Origin of the sequence: Rhizobium sp. ERR 942 (genome assembly GCF_007828395.1) — a bacterium.
Lineage (GTDB): Bacteria > Pseudomonadota > Alphaproteobacteria > Rhizobiales > Rhizobiaceae > Rhizobium > Rhizobium dioscoreae.
Map to the genome: position 1 here is coordinate 860,691 of NZ_VIUA01000002.1, position 15,150 is coordinate 875,840.

Here is a 15,150-nt window from a genome sequence, read left to right on the forward strand (position 1 = left end):
ACAAGCAGATGGATAGTTTGGAAAAGCGGATCGTCATCGTCACAGGCGCGGGCATCGGTATCGGCCAAGCGACAGCAAAGGCGTTTGCAGCGCTCGGTGACCATGTCGTCGTCACCGATATCCTCGAAAAGGAAGGTGAGGAGACCGTCCGCGACATCCTCACCAGCGGCGGCTCTGCCGAATTCCATCTCTACGACGTCCGCTCGACGGAGGCCGCCAACCGGCTTGTCGCCAATGTCGAGGCACGCTTCGGTAAGATCGACGTCATCGTCGCCAATGCCGGCATCGCCCATCGCACGCCCCTCGACAAGCTCACCGATGACAAGTGGGACCTGACCATGGATGTCGACCTGAAGGGTATCTTCAAGCTGGTGCGTGCCGCGGTACCCGGCATGCGTGCCCGCGGATCGGGCAGTATCGTCGCGCTCTCCTCGATCATGGGCGTCGCCTATGGCTGGGACGAGCATGTCCATTATTCGGCGGCGAAATCCGGGGTCGTGGGATTGGTGCGCGGGCTCGCCGTCGAGCTGGCGAAGGACGGCATCAGGGTCAACGGCATTGCGCCGGGCTATATCCGCACAGCCCAGCTTCTTTCAGAAGAAAATTCGCTCGGCCCCGCAGGCGCGGAGAAGGCCGCCGAGTTCATTCCGATGGGCCGGCTGGGTGAGCCGGAAGACATCGCCGACGTGATCGCATTCCTCGCCTCGAAGGGCGCGAGATACATGACCGGCCAGGTTCTGGTCGTGGATGGCGGCCTCCTTGTGGGGCGGTACTGATCGCCATCGTCCCGGCACCGACCGGATGAAGGGCGATACGGCAATGAAGCAGGCCCGCAAAGGGCACAAGGGAACAGCAATCAGCACTGGAGAACAGATATGTCCAAGATGGAAATGAACAGACGCTCTCTGTTGAAGCACTCCGCCGGCGTGATGGCGCTCGCGATCGGGGGCGGAACGCCTTTTCTGTCGTCGCGAGCGGCCTACGCCCAGGCTGCGAACCTTGCCAAGGAACAGTTGCGCACCATCGGTCTCTCGGTCACGGTCCAGGAGCGTATCCTTGATGAATTCCGCAAGGTGAGCGGCGTCGGCCAGACCTCGGGTACTGCGGCGACCTTTCCGGACGCACAGACCAAGATCCTGTCCGGCTCCAAGGATTACGATTGCTGGGAGATCATCGGTGAGCGTCTGCCCTCGATCGTCATGACCAACAATGTCGAGCCGGTTCCGGCCGCTTCCTTGAAGAACTGGGCCAATATCCGCGATACCTTCACCACGCCTTCCGACAAGTGGGAGCCGAAGCAACAGATCGTCGGCCAGATCTGGGCCGATGATGCCAAGACCACGCTGAACATGGTGCCTGCGGTCTACAACTACGATTCCATCGGCTACAATCCGGACGTTCTCTCCGCCGAGGAAGCCAATACATGGTCGGCGATCTTCGATCCGAAGTGGAAGGGCAAATCAGGTCTCAATACCGATCCGCTGATCGCCTTCGGTCAGGCCATTATGGCCATGAACACGCTTGGCCTTCTGAACGTCAAGAATCCCGGCAATCCGAGCACGGCCGAGATCGACGAAGCGGCGAAGTTCCTCGTTTCGAAGAAGAAGGACGGGCAGTTCCGCGCTCTGTGGGGTGACTTCGGCGAGCTGGTCAACCTGATGGCATCGGGCGAGATGGTCGTCTGCGACGCCTGGCAGCCGGCTGTCATGGCGGTCAAAGCCCAGGGCAAGGCGTGCAAATATGCCGTGCCGAAGGAAGGCTATCGCGGCTGGGCGATCGGCCCGTCGATGATCGCAGGCACGCCGAACAAGGAAGCCGTGATCGCCTATGCCGATTACTGGCTCTCGGGCGAGCCCGGCATCACCGTTTCGGAACAGGGCTATTATTCGCCGTCGACCAATATCCAGAAGGTCATGGCGCCGGATAAGTATGCCTTCTGGTACGAGGGCAAGCCTTGGGTCGGTGCTGCCGAGCGCGGCATCAAGGAAGGCGACCTGCGCGACGGCGGCTCGCTGGCGGAACGCGCCAAGAACGTTGCCTACTGGCACCAGTGGCCGGACGAATACGACCATCTCGTCCAGAAATGGGATGAATTCCTCAATGCCTGATCCGATGGCTGCCGCTAGCTATCCTATGCTGCGCGGGGAGGCGATGTCCGCCTCCTCGTCCACGCCCGGAGATCTCCCATGATATATGACTTGGAACTCATCGATGTTGGCAAAGTCTATGACAATGGCACGCCCGCCGTCATCGACTTCAATCTATCGATCAGGAAGGGCGAATTCATCGCCTTCCTAGGCCCGTCGGGCTGCGGCAAGACGACGACGCTCCGTATGATCGCCGGCTTTGAGAGCATCTCCTCCGGCGACATGATGATCAAGGGCGAGCGCATGAACGATGTCCGGCCGCAGAAGCGACCGACATCGATGATCTTCCAGAACTATGCTTTGTTCCCGCATATGACCGTCCGCCGGAATGTCGGATATGGTCTCGAGGTCAAGGGCACGGCGAAGGCCGAGCGTGAGGCGCGGGTCGACCGTATTCTCGCGACCCTCGGGCTGGAAGATATTGCCGAGCGCAAGCCGGACAAGCTCTCCGGTGGTCAGCGTCAGCGCATCGCGCTTGCCCGCGGCCTCGTGGTGGAGCCGGATGTGCTGCTTCTCGACGAACCGCTGGGTGCTTTGGATGCCAATCTGCGCAAGGCGATCCAGAATGAGCTGAAGCTGCTGCAGAAGAAGCTCGGCGTGACCTTCGTCTTCGTCACGCATGCCCAGTCGGAAGCATTGGCGCTGTCCGACCGCATCGTCGTCATGAACCAGGGCAGGGTGGAGCAGATCAGTCCGCCCGCTCAGCTCTACACACGCCCGAACACGCCTTTCGTGGCACAGTTTATCGGTCGCAACACCATCTTCGAAGGTGAAGTTGCTGGCACCGAGGCCGACAACACTTTTGTCTCCACCGCGTTTGGCATGCTGTCGGGCTGTGCCAATGGCGGCCTCTCCAGCAAGGTCAACATCGTCATTCCCTCGGAGGCGATCGAGGTTCATGCGGCGGGCGGCTCGGTACGCGAAAATCTCGCCCGGGCTTTCGGCGGCAATGTGGTTGGCGCACGCGTCGAGCGCTTCGACGTGGTCGGCCATATCTCGCAGATCGGCATCAGCCTGCCCGACGGCCGAGGCCTGGCGCTGGAGGCGCATGTCGACAAATACCGGCCCGGCGCCTTTCCCTTAGGCGCCGAGGTCATGCTTACCTGGGATCCGACCGACGCGACCGTCATCCCGGCTCACTGATTGCAGAAACTCAAATTGAAGGAGGTCATCCCATGGCAAAGGAAATCTTGTGCAGTTTTGGCGTCGACGTCGATGCCGTCGCCGGCTGGCTCGGCTCTTATGGTGGCGAGGATTCACCTGACGACATCTCGCGCGGCCTTTTTGCCGGCGAAGTCGGCAGCCCGCGGCTGGTGAAGCTCTTCGAACGCTTCGGCATCAAGACCACATGGTTCATTCCCGGCCACTCGATCGAGACATTCCCCGAGCAGATGCAGGCTGTAGCCGATGCCGGCCATGAAATCGGCATCCATGGCTATAGCCATGAAAACCCGATTGCCATGACGCGCGAGCAGGAGACGGAAATCCTCGACAAGTGCATCGAACTGGTCACCAAGCTTTCCGGCAAGCGCCCGACCGGTTATGTCGCACCGTGGTGGGAGTTCTCCAATGTGACGAACGAACTGCTTCTGGAGCGCGGCATCAAGTACGATCACTCGCTGATGCATAATGACTTCACGCCCTATTATGTGCGTGTCGGTGATAGCTGGACGAAGATCGACTATTCCCGCAAGCCGTCGGACTGGATGGTACCGCTGAAACGCGGCCAGGAGACCGATCTGATCGAAATCCCGGCATCCTGGTATCTCGATGACCTGCCGCCGATGATGTTCATCAAGAAATCGCCGAACAGCCATGGCTTCGTCAATCCGCATCACATCGAGCAGATGTGGCGCGATCAGTTCGACTGGGTCTATCGCGAGATGGATTATGCCGTCTTCCCGATCACCATCCATCCCGACGTCGCCGGCCGGCCGCAGGTGCTGATGATGCTGGAGCGGCTCTATGCGCATATGGTCAAGCATCCCGGCGTCAAGTTCGTCACGATGAACGAGATCGCCGACGATTTCGCAGCCCGCTTTCCGCGCAAGAAATAGCCGGCTAGGCTGAAGTATCGAAGCATCAGGTTGGAGGCGATTGCCATGTGTTCACTGTGCGGCGTGCTCGGCGGCAATGAGCACTGGACGGATGCGGCGGCACGGCCAGGCGTCTTCACCCGCAATCACGCAAGCTTCGACCGGCGGCGTGAGCGTGCCGAGCGCGTGCGCGCCGCCAACGAAATGCTCTCGGGTTTCGGCCTTGTCCTCTCCGATTGGCAGGGCGCCTCCTTCGTCTTGTCGACGCGAACAGGCAGGAGTGAGATCATCGAGGATCTCGGTCATCTCTGGCCGGCGGCCGAAAGGCTCGTTGGCCGGCCCTGTGACCCGCTCGACGTCACCTTCGTCGCCCGGATGGAGGCGCGGCATGGCGACTGAAACAAGCGGCTTCCTGCCGATCAATCTGCTGACAGGCTTTCTCGGTTCCGGCAAGACGACACTGCTCAAGCGCATCCTGGCGGATCCGGCCTTCGCCGATACCGCCGTGCTCATCAACGAATTCGGCGAGATTGGGCTGGACCATGATCTCGTCGAAAGCGTCGAGGGCGAGATGGTGCTGCTGCGCTCCGGCTGCGTCTGCTGCACGGTGCGTGACGACCTTGCCACAGCACTCAAGGAACTCTACTCCCGCCGCGAGCTCGGGCTGGTGCCACCATTCCGGCGCGTCATCATCGAAAGCTCCGGGCTTGCCGATCCTTTTCCTGTGCTCTCGACCATCAAGGCCGATCCGGTACTCAGGCACCATTTCTGCGCCGGTAACGTGATTACGACGGTCGATGTGGTGAACGGGCTGCGTCAGCTCGACACCTATATCGAATCCAACAGGCAGGCAGCGGTCGCGGACCGGTTGATCGTGACCAAGACCGATCTTCAGGCCGATCGTGGTGAAGGCGACCTCCATGCTCGCCTTCGAACGCTCAATCCCGATGCCCCGATCCTGATCGCGGCCGATCCGGATCTCGATCTCTCCTCGCTTGTCGCGGTCCAGAGCAACGTCTCAACAAGCAGTCTGTCGCAAAGCGGTTTTTACTGCGAGGAGCCGATGCAGCTCGTCTCATCGGGCGGCGCGCCGCATCAGGCCGCCATTTCCTCGATTTCGCTCATCATCGACAGGCCTGTCGATTGGACCGCTTTCGGGCTCTGGTTGACCATGCTGCTCAATCGGCATGGCGAACGGGTGCTGCGCGTGAAGGGTATTCTCAATCTCAGCGGTGAGGAGCGCCCCGTCGCCGTTCACGGGGTTCAGCATCTGGTTCATACGCCGGTGCACATGGATGGATGGCCCTCAGAAGACCGCATTTCGCGACTGGTGTTCATTCTCGATGGGCTCGATGGCGCGCTATTGAAACGCTCCCTCGAAGCCTTCACACTGGCGCGCGTGCCTGCCGCATCTTACCCGATCGCCGCGGCGCGATGAGACAATTGGTATCTCCATGAACAAGCATGAATCCGTCGCCAAAAGCATGTCCGCTCCCGCCCTGCATCTGAAGGGCCGGCCGCGCCTGCGCGTGCTCGGAACTGCGATTTCGCTGCTGGAGGAACTGCGCCTGCGCGCGCAGGAGGATCTGGGTATCGATGTCGCTTTCGACAACAACGATTTCCTGACGACGCAGTACAAGGCGGCGCGCGAACCGGAAACCTACGATATCTACGATCAGTGCTTCCACAATCTCGATATCGTCTGGCACTGGCGCGCGATCCAGCCCGTGGACACGCAGCGCATCGTTCTCTGGGATGAGGTCAACGATCTGACGAAGACCGGCCATATCGGCCCCAACCCGCGAATGGGGCTTGGCGATGTGCCGGCGAAAAAGCTGTTCGTGCAGCCGAACCTCGCGCTCGGCGATACGCCATCGCGCTTCATCTCGATGCTGCCGACGACGCATAATTTCGACAGTTTCGCCTATCGGACGGATCTGGCGCCGAACGGTGTCGGCATGCATTCCTGGGGCGCGCTTTTCGACGAGCGCTGGGCGGGCAGGGTGGCGCTGGTGGATGAGCCCGCTATCGGCATATTCGATGCGGCGCTCGCAGCACAGGCCGCCGGCCTCATGTCCTTCGACGATATCGGCAATATGTCCATTCAGGAGATCGACCAGCTGATCGATCTCCTTGAGGAGCGCAAGAAGGCCGGCTTTTTCCGGGATTTCTGGAAGACCGCCGAGGATGCGGCGCGGCTGATGATCGCCGGCGAGACCAGCGTCCAGAGCATGTGGTCGCCCGGTATCGGCATTCTGAATTCGAAGGGTGTCCCGGTCGAACAGGCCGTGCCCGCCGAAGGCTATCGCGCCTGGCATGGTGGCCTCTGCCTTTCGAAACACTTGAACGGGCGCCTGCTCGATGTCGCCTACGACTATCTGAACTGGTGGATCTCGGGATGGCCGGGTGCTGTGGTCGCGCGGCAGGGCTATTACATTTCGACGCCGCAGCGCTCACGGCAGTTCATGACCCAGGCGGAATGGGATTACTGGTATGAAGGTGCGGCGGCTACCGAAGACTTGCCTGGCCCGGATGGGCAGATGCGGATCAGGAAAGGATCGGTGCGCAGCGGCGGATCCTATTGGCAGCGCGCCAATTGCATTGCCGTCTGGAATACGACAATGGATGAGCACAATTATCTCGTGCGCCGCTGGATGCAGCTGGTCGGCTGAGAAGGAGAGCAGGGACTATGACACAGACACATCTCGGCAAATCGATCGCCCAACTCTCGGTCCTGATCCAGTCCGGCAGTCTCGATCCGATCGCGCTGGCCGAGGAGACCCTCGATGCGATCCGGACCTACAAGGATCAGGCGATCTTCACGCGGCTGTTGGAAACGCGCGCGAAGGAAGAGGCGGCGGCTTCGTCCCGACGGCTGCGTCAGGGGCGTTCGCGCGGGCTGCTGGATGGTATTCCGGTCGCATGGAAGGATTTGTTTGCAATTGCCGGCCTGCCGACCACAGCCGGGTCGATCGTGCTTGCGGATGCAAAGCCCGCGCAGGACGATGCCGAGGTCGTCAAGGCATTGAAGGCTGCGGGCATGGTGGCTGTCGGTCGGGTCAATATGAGCGAGTTCGCCTTTTCCGGCCTCGGCCTCAATCCGCATTACGGTACCCCGCTAAACCCGCTGGCGATCGATGTCGCGCGCATTCCTGGCGGTTCGTCTTCGGGATCTGCCGTCGCGGTTGCGGCAGGTCTCGTGCCGGTCGCGATCGGTACGGATACGGGCGGCTCAGTGCGCATACCGTCTTCCTTCAACGGCCTTGTCGGCTATAAGGCAAGCCATGGCCGCTACAGCATGGACGGCGTCTTTCCGCTGTCGACTAGCCTCGACTCGCTCGGTCCGCTGTGCCACAGCGTTCAGGATGCGATCTGGATCGATGCCGCAATGCGTGGGCGCTTTGTCCCCGAGGTGGAGCGCGCCGAAGCCACCGGGCTTTCCATCGTGGTACCGACAAATATCGTCATGGATGATGCGCAGGATGGTGTTCTTGGAGCTTTCGAAGCGACGCTGGCGAGATTGAGCGCCGCCGGCGTTAAGATCCGGCGAGCTGCCTTTCCGGCTTTCGAAAGGCTCTTTGAGCTGATGGCCGAGTATGGGCCACTGGTTACTGCCGAGGCCTTCGTGCTGCATCACCGCCGTCTGGCAGGACCGGAAGCCGCTTTCATGGATCGGCGTGTTGTCGCGCGGACACGCCTTGGAGAGAAGACGACACTGGTCGGCTATCTGGAAACGCTCAAAGTGCGCGAGCAACTGGTCAAGAAAGTGCCTGACACGCTTGGGCCAAACGAGTTCATCGCCTATCCGACGGTTGCCCATGTTGCGCCGGCGCTTGGCCCCTTGGAGGCGGATGACGAGCTGTTCGTAAAAATCAATGGCAGAACACTGCGCAATACGGCAATCGGCAATTTCCTCGATTGGTGCGGCGTCTCCCTGCCTTGCGGCACGGGTGAAGCAGGCATGCCGGTTGGCTTCCTACTGTCGGCGCCGAGAAACCATGACGAGCGGCTGTTGGGCGCGGCGCTGGCGTTGGAAGAGATCGTCGCGGGCTAACGTTGCGCGGCGGATTTGCCGCCTATCGATCCTCGCCGACTATCGCGGGGCGAGGATCGAAAGCTCTCTTCCTTCAATGCGAACGGCTGCCACCGGCGGTCGGCTCGGCGTCGACGATCCAGCGGCGGTGCGGGCCGAGCGCGATCAGCAGCATGACAGACAGGAAGCAGCAGCCGGCAAGGATGTAGAAGCCGATATCGCCATTGCCTGTGGCTGCGTCAACATAGGCCTTGATCTGCGGTGAGGCGAAACTGCCGAGATTGCCGAGCGAGACAATGAAGGCTATGCCGCTAGCAGCACCGACGCCCCCGAGATAGCGGGTCGGCAGGCTCCAGAAGACCGGCTGCGAAGAGGCAAGGCCCGGAACCGCGATGCAGGCCGCAATCACCATCACCCACGGATTCATCGTTAGGCCGATCGTTCCTAGCGCGATGGTGCCTGCCGTCAGCATAGCGATGCAGACGATGCGATGGTTGTCATGCTTGTCGGCATAGACGGTGAAGAAGCGGGTTGCGAAAAGCGCGCAAAGCCAGGGTAGGCCGAGCAGCACACCGACCCAGGTATTGACGCCGCCGCCGAGCGCCTGCGCCAGCCGCGCTGGCAGGTAAAAGGTGATCGGGCCGACACCGATCTGGATGAACAGGTAGATGCCGATGAAGGCGAGGACGCGCCAGTCTTTCAGCACGCTGAAGACCGAGTGCTTCACTTCGGAAAGCTTACTGCGCTCTTCTGCCTCGATAACGGCATTCAGCGCGTTTTTCTCCTCCGCCGTCAGCCATTTCGCTTCGTTTGGGCGGCTCGTCAGGAAGAAGAGGGCTGCGATGCCGACGACGGTTGCCGCCAGGCCTTCGACCGCAAACATCCATTGCCAGTTGGTGAGGCCAAGGACGTCGTGATGGGTGAGCAGCCAGCCGGAAAGTGGTGCGCCGATCACCAACGACAGGGGGATGCCGAGATAGAACAGGCCAGTGGCGCGCGCTCGCTGCTTGGCGGGGAACCAGTAGGTCAGATAGAGGAGGACGCCCGGATAGAAACCGGCTTCGCAAACGCCGAGCAGAAAGCGCACGATGTAGTAGCTCGTTGGCGTGTGGGCAAAGACCATGCAGGCGGAGACGATACCCCAGGTAATCATGATGCGGCTGAGCCAAAGGCGAGCGCCGACGCGCTGCATGATCAAGTTGCTCGGCACTTCGAAGGTGGCGTAGCCGAGATAGAGAATGCCGGCGCCGAAGGCATAGGCTGCATCCGAAATACCGGTATCGGCCTGGTAAGCCACCTTGGCGAAGCCGACATTGGATCGGTCGAGAAAATTCAGGATCAGCATCAAGCCCAGAAAGGGCAGGAGACGAATCGTCGCCTTGTGCACGGCGCTTTGCAGCGCCGGATTGTCGTTTGTCATAGTTACTCCTCCCAAAGGCAGAATGCCTCGTAGCGAGACGCTCGCGGACAAGGCATGCCTTCATGCTTAAACCGGATCTCGATCTGGCTATTGACGTGACAGCCAAGCCTGACCGCCATCTTGCATATACGCAGATTATATTTATGTATGAAAAGGTCAATAGGCGCGAGCCCACACGCGCTCGGTCCGCTTAAGGGCAGAGCATAGCATTCGGGCAGCAGTGGAATCCGGATGCTTGTGTCGAGTTGGATGCGCGGCAAAAGCTACGGGCCGGCGAGCCGATTGGCGCGTCCCGATCATGTCCCTACGCGAAACGCCGGGCTATTTTGGCGTATGTTCAGGCAAGATAGGGACCGATGCGCTTCGCGACGGATGCGACATCCGTAACACGCATCCCTGCCACGTTGATCCTGCCGGAATCCGGCATGTAGATGCCGTGTTCGGCCCGAAGTTGCCGGACATTTTCCGGAGGGATCGGCAGAAGGGAGAACATGCCTTCCTGCGAAGCGATATTGGCGAGATCGGGACGGAATTGTGCAAAGGCTTCGGCGGCGGCACGGCGGATTTCGGCTATGCGGTTGCGCATTTCGCTGAGTTCATCGACCCAGGCCTGGCGCCGCGACGGGTCCTGCAGGATCGCGGCAACAATAGCAGCCCCATGCGCTGGCGGCATGGAATAGCTGGCGCGGGCATAGCTCGCCAGATTGCCGATGCCCTTGTTCAACGGCGCCTGCTGATCGCCGAAGAGATAGACCGCGCCGGTGCGCTCCCGATAGAGTGAGAAGGATTTGGAGCAGGAGACGGCAACCATCGCCTCGCCGACCGCTTCGATGACATCGATCATGCCTGCTGCATCTTCGACCCGGCCGTGACCGAGGCCTTGATAGGCATTGTCGAAGAGCGGCAGCAATCCTTTGTCGGCGACGATCTCGGCGATGTCGCGCCAGTTCTGCAATGATAATTCTGCGCCTGTCGGATTGTGGCAGCTCGTTTGCAGCAGCACGGCATCGCCGGATGCTGCGTTGCGCAGGGTCGTCAGCATCTCGTCAATGAGAATAGCCTGCTTGCCGATGTCAAAGAAGCGATAGGTTTCGACCTGAAGGCCGACCGCGGCAAAGATCGCCTGATGGTTGACCCATGTCGGTGTGCCCATCCAGATCTTGCGCCGCTTGTCGAGGGCAAGCAGTTCCGCAGCCAGACGCAGAGCGCCGGTGCCGCCAGGGGTCTGAATTCCCGCGACTGGCTTGCCGCCGTGGCGTTCACCGAAGATTTCGCCGGCCAGCGCGCGCAGAAAAGCATGATCGCCCTCAGGGCCGATATAGGATTTGGACTCTTGGGTTTCCCAAAGATGGTGCTCGGCCGCCTTGACGGCTCTCATGACCGGTGTGCGGCCCGTTTCATCGCGATAGACGCCAACCCCGAGGTCGATCTTTCCGGATCGCGGATCCGCCGCGAACTTGGCAATCAGTTCAAGCAGCGGGTCGGGCTTCTGTTCCGTAAGGCTATCGAAAAACGCTGTCTTGTTCATTTGCTCCTCCCTCGTGCTCATTGCGGCCAATCCTGCAGAACCCGCACGAATTCCGTCAGCCACGCATTCGTTTGATGCCCATCCAGGGAGCGATGGTCAATCGTCAGGGACACGTAAGCCATCGGGCGGATCTGTATCGTATCGACCCCGTCGACCTCCCGTACCACGACGCGCTTTTCCAGCTTGCCGATGCCGAGGATGGCGGATTGTGGCTGGTTGATGATGATCGGGGATGCGACCAGCGAGCCGGAAACGCCATGATTGGAAATGGTGAAGGTTCCGCCTTTCAACTCCTCGCCCTTCAGGGCGTTGGAGCGTGCCCGGTTCGTCAAATCCTGGAGCCTTGCGGCAATCGCCTCCAGCTGGAGATTCTGCGCCTGCCGGATGATCGGCGCGACTAGGCCCTTGTCGCTCAATGCGATGCCGACGCCGATATTGACATCGGTGAAGATCTCCAGGCCGTCATCATGCCACTGGCTGTTGACTTCGGGTACGAGTTTCATGGCCGCAACGGATGCTGCCACGAAATAGGCGGTGTAGGAGAGGTTTACGCCCTCGGCCTTCAGGCGATCCTTGTTGTTTTCGCGATGACGCATGATCGCGGTGAAATCCGCCTCGAAGATTGCGGTGACCTGCGGTGCCGTCGCCAGGGATTGGGCCATATGCCTGGCGATCGAAAGCCGCATGGCGGAATGGGGAACGATGCGAGATTTGCCGTCCGCCGCGGCTGCCGGCGAGGTCTGTCCAGCCTCAGCCTGCCGCGACACCAACGCAGATGGATGCGGCCTGGCGGTTTCCAGCGCATGATCCATATCGGCTCGTGTGACCCGTCCGTCCCTGCCGCTGCCCTTCAGACTGGCCGGGTCGATCCCGTATTCCTCGGCGGCCTTGCGAACCGCGGGTGAATAATAAGCGGCGGCGGAGGCCGTGGCAGGTGAAGCCGGCTGTATCTGCAACGGAACCTGGGCCAATTGCGCTGCACCACCGTTTGCATTTTCGATGCTCATCCGTCCGAGGATCGCGCCGGGCGCGGCATCATCGCCATCCGCCATCGCGATTTCGCTCAGGATGCCGTCGCATGGCGCCGGTATCTCCTGGGTGACCTTGTCGGTTTCCAGTTCGACAAGCGCATCGCCTTCCTTGACATGGTCGCCGATCCGCTTCAGCCAGTTTCGGACAACTGCTTTCGTGCCTTCTTGCTCGATCGGAGCCGTGATCTCGATGATACCAGTCATCCCTAAAACTCCAGGATTTCGGCAATGCGTTTGGCGATCCGCTCGCTGGACGGGACGGCCCAGTCGAGAAGCACGGGGTTATGCGGGCTGGGGATATCCGGCATGGTCAAGCGTGAGACGCGCGCATCGAGATCCGTGAAGGCCTTGTCCGCGATGACGGCGGCAATTTCCGCGCCGAAGCCTGCGGCTTCGAGATCTTCGTGGACGATGAGGCAGCGATGGGTCTTGGCGACCGATGCAAGCACGGCTTCCCGATCCCAGGGCATCAATGTACGGAGATCGAGGATATCGGCGGAGATACCCTCGGCTGCTTCCTCGCAGCGCTGCACCATGGCGCCCCAGGTGACGATGGTGATGTCGCTGCCGGTCCGCGTCAGCTTCGCCTTGCCGAAGGGCAGCGCGAAATCGTCGCCGGGATAGGGGCGCCGCGCCCAAGCGTGATCGAGCATCGCCCGATGCTCGAAGAAGATGACCGGGTCGTTGCCGCGGATCGAGGTACGCAGCAGGCCGACCGCATCTTCGGCGTTCGAGGGAACGGCGACCTTCCAGCCTGGTTGGTGTACGAAGGCCACTTCGTTGGTCTGGCTGTGCCAGGGGTCGCCGCATTTGAAGAAGCCGCCGGGCATGCGCACCACGACGGGGGCGCCAAAACGATTGTTGGTGCGCCAGCGAATGGTGCCGCAATCGTTCAGCTGTTCGGTCGCCGGTTCGGCATATTTCCGGAACTGGATTTCGGGAACGGGGACGAGCCCGGCGAGCGCCATGCCAACCGCACGGCCGATGATGCCCTCTTCGGATAGCGACGTATCGAAGACGCGCTCGTTGCCGAATTTTTCCTGCATGCCGAGGGTGACGGCATGTACGCCGCCCTTGGGGCCGACATCTTCGCCGAAGATTACGACGCGCTCGTTGATCGACATCTCGTGTTCGAGTGTTCTGCGAATGGCCGTGACCATGTTGATGCGCGGCCCGGATGTCTCCGGTTCGCTTGTCGTCGCCGGTGCGGAATAACCCATGGGATGCTGGCCGCCCATCGTCTGCATGTCGCCGTCGAAGAACACATGGCGGGTCACGGAGGAGGGGTCGGCAATCGGCCTCTTTTCGGCTTGTGCACGGGCGTTTTCAGCTGCCTCGCGCGCTTCGCTTTCACAGGCATCCCATTCCTGTGCTGTCATCACGGCGGGAACGAGGAAATCTTTCAGGCGCGGCAGGGGATCGCGCTCCCATTCGCGCCTCACGGTTTCCTCGCTCTTGTAGGCCTGCGTGTCCTGAAAACTGTGGCCCTCAAGGCGCGGAACCGTGAGCCTGAGAAGCGCTGGCTTGCATTCGTCACGAACAAAGGAGACGGCATCCTGCACCAGATGCGCAGCTTCGGCGGGGTTGCAGCCGTCGCCATCGAAGATTGCGAGGTTTTTCCAGCTCGCGAGATTGGCGGCGATATTCCCTCCCGGCGTCTGCACCGTCGAAGGCACCGAGATGCCAAATCCATTATCCTCGATATAGAACAGCATCGGCAGTGCTTGCGTGGTTGCAGCGGTCAGCGCCGACCAAAAGCCGTTCGAGGCAACCGAGCCGTCGCCGCCAAGCACGACGCCGATGTCGCGTGCGTATTCCGTGCGCCCGAGCGTGGTGGCATAGTATTTCATCGCCTGCGCCCAGCCGGCCGTCGGCGTGTATTGCGCACCGACGCCGCCGCACATGGGCAGGGCCGAGGCGCCGGAACGGTTTGGATAGTTGAAGACGACACCGATGTCGCGGCCGTCGGAATAGCCGCCGGCGCGGCCCATGGCTGAACCCAGCGCATCGGCCGGATCGACGCCAAGAGAAAGCAGAAGTGGCCGCGAGCGATAATAGCCGCAGGTCGCGTCGTGCAGGCCGGTCAACTGCATTCCAAGAAGGATTTGCGCCATGTCATGGCCGCGTGCGGAAAACTGGTAGAGAACCTTCTTTTCCGGAACGAGGCGCTTCTCCTCCATCTCGTCGAGAGCCCGGGAGAGATGAACGAGATAGGCAACCTTGCGCCAGTCGATGTGATCATCGGGCGAGTTGCGCTCGTGGCTTTTGAAGGCAAGCTGGGCCATGTGATCCTCCTACAGATGGCTCAACTATTTTAATTCAAGCGTCAGCTCTGTTCCTTTCAATTTGACAGTTTTTGCCGTAGTTTTTGAAAGATATGTTTCACGAGTGGCGGATTTCTGAATGGAAGATTTCGATCTTGATCACGTCGACAGAGCGATTCTGCGCGTCCTGCAGGAGGAAGGCGATATCAGTCAGGCGGCGCTGTCAGAAAAGGTCGGCGCATCGCCCGCGTCCTGCTGGCGAAGGATCAAGGCATTGGAAAGCGCGGGCGTGCTCGGCCGGACGGTTCGCCTTGTCGATCCCGACAAAATCGGCAAGGGGCTGAATGTCTTCTGCCAGGTCAAAATGAAGACCCATGATCCACCGACGCGGCGCGACTTCGAACAGTTCATCGCCAGCTATCGCGAGGTGCTGGAATGCTACTCCATGTCGGGAGAGTGGGATTACCTGATCCGCGCGGTTGTTGCCGATGTCAGGGAATATGAGGGGCTTTTGATGCGGGGTATCCTGACCCATGAAGCCGTGCTGAGCTCGTCGTCGCACTTCTCGCTGAAATGCGTCAAATACACCACGGCGTTGCCGACGAATGTGTCACGATAAAGCCTCTGTCCGTACTCGCCTTGAATAGTGCGAGCGTCTCACGCTAATAAACCCTAATAATTCAGATGCGGA

13 protein-coding genes are annotated in these 15,150 nt (G+C 60.7%); 9 read left to right on the top strand and 4 right to left on the bottom strand.

Annotation, left to right across the window (positions count from 1 at the left end; translation table 11 throughout):
- Positions 1-8 precede the first annotated feature (8 nt).
- From FBZ97_RS10795 to FBZ97_RS10830, 8 genes are all read left to right on the top strand, one after another.
- Positions 9-776 carry an SDR family NAD(P)-dependent oxidoreductase gene (locus FBZ97_RS10795; RefSeq protein WP_145319288.1) on the top strand — a complete coding sequence of 256 codons (768 nt, stop codon included), beginning with the start codon at positions 9-11 and terminating at the stop codon, positions 774-776.
- 99 nt (positions 777-875) lie between these two features.
- Positions 876-2,108, top strand: a complete 1,233-nt coding sequence (locus FBZ97_RS10800; protein WP_113329440.1) for an extracellular solute-binding protein — start codon at positions 876-878, stop codon at positions 2,106-2,108.
- Between the two features lie 78 nt (positions 2,109-2,186).
- The gene (locus FBZ97_RS10805) at positions 2,187-3,290 is read left to right on the top strand and encodes an ABC transporter ATP-binding protein (protein WP_145319291.1); all 1,104 of its coding nucleotides are present in this window, start codon (positions 2,187-2,189) and stop codon (positions 3,288-3,290) included.
- A gap of 32 nt (positions 3,291-3,322) precedes the next feature.
- Positions 3,323-4,204, top strand: coding sequence for a polysaccharide deacetylase (locus FBZ97_RS10810; RefSeq protein ID WP_113329438.1), 882 nt, complete (start codon positions 3,323-3,325; stop codon positions 4,202-4,204).
- Positions 4,205-4,249: 45 nt separating this feature from the next.
- Positions 4,250-4,582, top strand: coding sequence for a hypothetical protein (locus FBZ97_RS10815; RefSeq protein WP_145319294.1), 333 nt, complete (start codon positions 4,250-4,252; stop codon positions 4,580-4,582).
- Positions 4,572-5,621: a GTP-binding protein gene (locus FBZ97_RS10820; protein ID WP_145319297.1), complete on the top strand. Its 1,050-nt coding sequence runs from the start codon at positions 4,572-4,574 to the stop codon at positions 5,619-5,621. Before FBZ97_RS10815 ends, FBZ97_RS10820 begins: the two co-directional genes overlap by 11 nt.
- A 16-nt stretch (positions 5,622-5,637) precedes the next feature.
- Positions 5,638-6,855 carry an extracellular solute-binding protein gene (locus FBZ97_RS10825; protein ID WP_145319300.1) on the top strand — a complete coding sequence of 406 codons (1,218 nt, stop codon included), beginning with the start codon at positions 5,638-5,640 and terminating at the stop codon, positions 6,853-6,855.
- A 17-nt stretch (positions 6,856-6,872) separates the two neighbouring features.
- A complete protein-coding gene (locus tag FBZ97_RS10830; RefSeq protein ID WP_145319303.1) occupies positions 6,873-8,237 on the top strand; it encodes an amidase in 1,365 nt (454 codons plus the stop codon).
- 73 nt (positions 8,238-8,310) lie between these two features.
- Here FBZ97_RS10830 and FBZ97_RS10835 read toward each other — a convergent pair whose 3' ends face one another.
- The 4 genes from FBZ97_RS10835 to FBZ97_RS10850 all read right to left on the bottom strand — a co-directional run bounded on the left by FBZ97_RS10835 (position 8,311) and on the right by FBZ97_RS10850 (position 14,480).
- Entirely contained in the window at positions 8,311-9,636 is a 1,326-nt protein-coding gene (locus FBZ97_RS10835) for an MFS transporter (RefSeq protein WP_145319305.1), read from the bottom strand.
- A gap of 337 nt (positions 9,637-9,973) precedes the next feature.
- Positions 9,974-11,164, bottom strand: coding sequence for an aromatic amino acid transaminase (locus tag FBZ97_RS10840; protein WP_145319308.1), 1,191 nt, complete (start codon positions 11,162-11,164; stop codon positions 9,974-9,976).
- A gap of 17 nt (positions 11,165-11,181) precedes the next feature.
- On the bottom strand, positions 11,182-12,399 hold the full coding sequence (locus FBZ97_RS10845) for a 2-oxo acid dehydrogenase subunit E2 (RefSeq protein WP_145319311.1): 1,218 nt from the start codon (positions 12,397-12,399) through the stop codon (positions 11,182-11,184).
- Between the two features lie 2 nt (positions 12,400-12,401).
- The gene (locus FBZ97_RS10850; protein ID WP_145319314.1) at positions 12,402-14,480 is read right to left on the bottom strand and encodes a transketolase C-terminal domain-containing protein; all 2,079 of its coding nucleotides are present in this window, start codon (positions 14,478-14,480) and stop codon (positions 12,402-12,404) included.
- Between the two features lie 118 nt (positions 14,481-14,598).
- Between FBZ97_RS10850 and FBZ97_RS10855 the strand changes: the two genes are divergently transcribed.
- Positions 14,599-15,078 carry an Lrp/AsnC family transcriptional regulator gene (locus tag FBZ97_RS10855; protein ID WP_069610127.1) on the top strand — a complete coding sequence of 160 codons (480 nt, stop codon included), beginning with the start codon at positions 14,599-14,601 and terminating at the stop codon, positions 15,076-15,078.
- The last annotated feature ends 72 nt before the right edge of the window (positions 15,079-15,150 follow it).

Bases quoted from the DNA above. Each gene is read 5' to 3' on its own strand.
- FBZ97_RS10825 (WP_145319300.1), top strand. From the start codon at position 5,638: ATGAACAAGCATGAATCCGTCGCCAAAAGCATGTCCGCTCCCGCCCTG.
- FBZ97_RS10805 (WP_145319291.1), top strand. From the start codon at position 2,187: ATGATATATGACTTGGAACTCATCGATGTTGGCAAAGTCTATGACAAT.
- FBZ97_RS10795 (WP_145319288.1), top strand. From the start codon at position 9: ATGGATAGTTTGGAAAAGCGGATCGTCATCGTCACAGGCGCGGGCATC.
- FBZ97_RS10830 (WP_145319303.1), top strand. From the start codon at position 6,873: ATGACACAGACACATCTCGGCAAATCGATCGCCCAACTCTCGGTCCTG.
- FBZ97_RS10820 (WP_145319297.1), top strand. From the start codon at position 4,572: ATGGCGACTGAAACAAGCGGCTTCCTGCCGATCAATCTGCTGACAGGC.
- FBZ97_RS10850 (WP_145319314.1), bottom strand. From the start codon at position 14,480: ATGGCCCAGCTTGCCTTCAAAAGCCACGAGCGCAACTCGCCCGATGAT.
- FBZ97_RS10810 (WP_113329438.1), top strand. From the start codon at position 3,323: ATGGCAAAGGAAATCTTGTGCAGTTTTGGCGTCGACGTCGATGCCGTC.
- FBZ97_RS10840 (WP_145319308.1), bottom strand. From the start codon at position 11,164: ATGAACAAGACAGCGTTTTTCGATAGCCTTACGGAACAGAAGCCCGAC.
- FBZ97_RS10835 (WP_145319305.1), bottom strand. From the start codon at position 9,636: ATGACAAACGACAATCCGGCGCTGCAAAGCGCCGTGCACAAGGCGACG.
- FBZ97_RS10855 (WP_069610127.1), top strand. From the start codon at position 14,599: ATGGAAGATTTCGATCTTGATCACGTCGACAGAGCGATTCTGCGCGTC.
- FBZ97_RS10815 (WP_145319294.1), top strand. From the start codon at position 4,250: ATGTGTTCACTGTGCGGCGTGCTCGGCGGCAATGAGCACTGGACGGAT.
- FBZ97_RS10845 (WP_145319311.1), bottom strand. From the start codon at position 12,399: ATGACTGGTATCATCGAGATCACGGCTCCGATCGAGCAAGAAGGCACG.
- FBZ97_RS10800 (WP_113329440.1), top strand. From the start codon at position 876: ATGTCCAAGATGGAAATGAACAGACGCTCTCTGTTGAAGCACTCCGCC.